At 76.0% G+C, this 1,809-nt stretch carries 1 protein-coding gene and 1 pseudogene; one reads left to right on the top strand and one right to left on the bottom strand.

The window, feature by feature from the left end; genetic code table 11:
• Positions 1-377, bottom strand: a pseudogene (locus ACFV5N_RS27580) (aspartate aminotransferase family protein); the annotation flags it as partial.
• Between the two features lie 381 nt (positions 378-758).
• On the opposite strand from ACFV5N_RS27580, the gene ACFV5N_RS27575 reads away from it, so the two are divergent.
• Positions 759-1,809, top strand: a 1,051-nt coding sequence (locus ACFV5N_RS27575; protein ID WP_385605196.1) for a lytic polysaccharide monooxygenase, incomplete at its 3' end; no start/stop codon positions are given.

Raw genomic sequence — 1,809 nt, 5'->3', positions numbered from 1 at the left:
GAGTCCCAGGTGTCGACGGAGGCGTTGAAGACGGAGGCGAGGACGTCGGCGGCGGCGGCGACGCTGAGCGAGGGGGGCTGGAGGTGGGCGGCGGCGCGCGGATCGGCGAGGTCCACGGTGCCGGCGGCGTAGGCGCGGGCCAGGGCGAGGACGGCTGCCCGGCCGCCGCCGTGCCGGGGTATCGGCCCGTCGGGGAACTGCCGGTCGACGAGGGCGGCGAGCTGGCCGGGGGTCTGGGCGGGCAGCGGTCCGGTGCGGCGGCGCAGGGCGCCGGCGGCTTCCCTGGTGAGTTCGGTGACCAGTCTGCCGACGTCGGCCAGTCCGGCGGGGTCGGCGGCGAGCAGGTCGGGCTCCAGCAGGGTGGGGGGCACGGGCACGGTTGGTGCGTGGCCGGGCATGCTCATGGGCTCTGTACGGTCCCTTGCGTTGACGGTGGGGTGCTCGGTGATGCGGGTGGTGCGCGGCGGTCGAGTGCGGCTCGGCCGTCGATCAATTTAGGTTAGGCATACCTAACCATGTCAACCATGCCTGTCCCCGCCCGGGGCCTATGACCGAAAGTTCACCGTCCGCCCGTGGCGCCCCACCCGCCCCTTCCGTGCTTAACCCGGCCTTGCACCGCCCCTTAGCCCGGACTTAAAGACCCGTGAAACCCCCTCCGGCCGCCCGGATCGGGCCCGTCCGGCGGCTAGCGTGCTCACTCCCCGGGCCGCTGATCCCCCGTCACGGCCCGGGCCCCCGATCCGAGGAGACGTTCGACGATGACTGCGCTGCGCGCCGCCGCCACGGTCGCGGCCCTGGCCGTTGCCCCGCTGATGATCACCCTGGCCACCGCGACCCCGGCCGGTGCCCACGGCTCGCTGGAGGACCCGGTCAGCCGGGTGAAGACCTGCTTCGACGAAGGACCCGAGAGCCCGGTCTCCGGCGCCTGCCGCGACCTGGTCGCCCTCGGCGGGACCCAGCCCCTGTACGACTGGAACGAGGTCAACCTCGCCGACGCCGCCGGCCGGCACCGGGAGCTGATCCCGGACGGCCACCTGTGCAGCGCGGGCCGCGACAAGTACGCCGGTCTCGACCAGGCACGCGCCGACTGGCCCGCCTCCACGCTCTCCGCCGGGCCGCACACCTTCCGCTACCGGGCCACGGCCCCGCACCGCGGCGGCTTCGAACTGTTCATCACCAAGGAGGGGTACGACCCCACCGCCCCGCTGCGCTGGTCGGACCTGGAGTCCTTCGGCGAGGTGACCGACCCGCCGCTGGAGAACGGCTCCTACGTCTTCGACCTGACGGTGCCCGAGCGGTCGGGACGGCATCTGATCTACAGCGTCTGGCAGCGCAGCGACAGCCCCGAGGCGTTCTACACCTGCTCGGACGTGGTGTTCGGCGGCGCGGGCGGCGGCGGAACGGCCGTCGAGCCGGCCCCGCCCGCCCCCGAGCCGGAGCCCGCGCCCGGCGCGGAGGATTCCGGCCACGGCGAGCACGGTGAGCACGGCGAGCACGCTGACCACGGGAGCGACGACCACACCGGGCACGACGAGCACGACGACCACGCCACGGCCCCCGGCGAGGACCGGGAGCCGCCCGGGGACACGCCCGCCGCCCCGGCGGGCAACGCCCCGGCCCCGGCCGGCGACCCCGGCGACCCGGTCACCGGCGAGGACGACCGGGAACTGGCCGCCACCGGCGGTGACCCGGCCGGCACCGCCGCCCTCGCCCTGGGCGGCGCCGCGGCCCTGACCATCGGCACCGCGACCCTCCTGCTGGCGGCCCGGCGCCCGGCCGCCGCCCGCCCCCCCCCGCCGCCGCGCCGCC

This window comes from Streptomyces sp. NPDC059853, from assembly GCF_042731495.1.
Taxonomy (GTDB): Bacteria; Actinomycetota; Actinomycetes; order Streptomycetales; family Streptomycetaceae; genus Streptomyces.
This window is presented reverse-complemented; position numbering and strand designations above follow the sequence as displayed.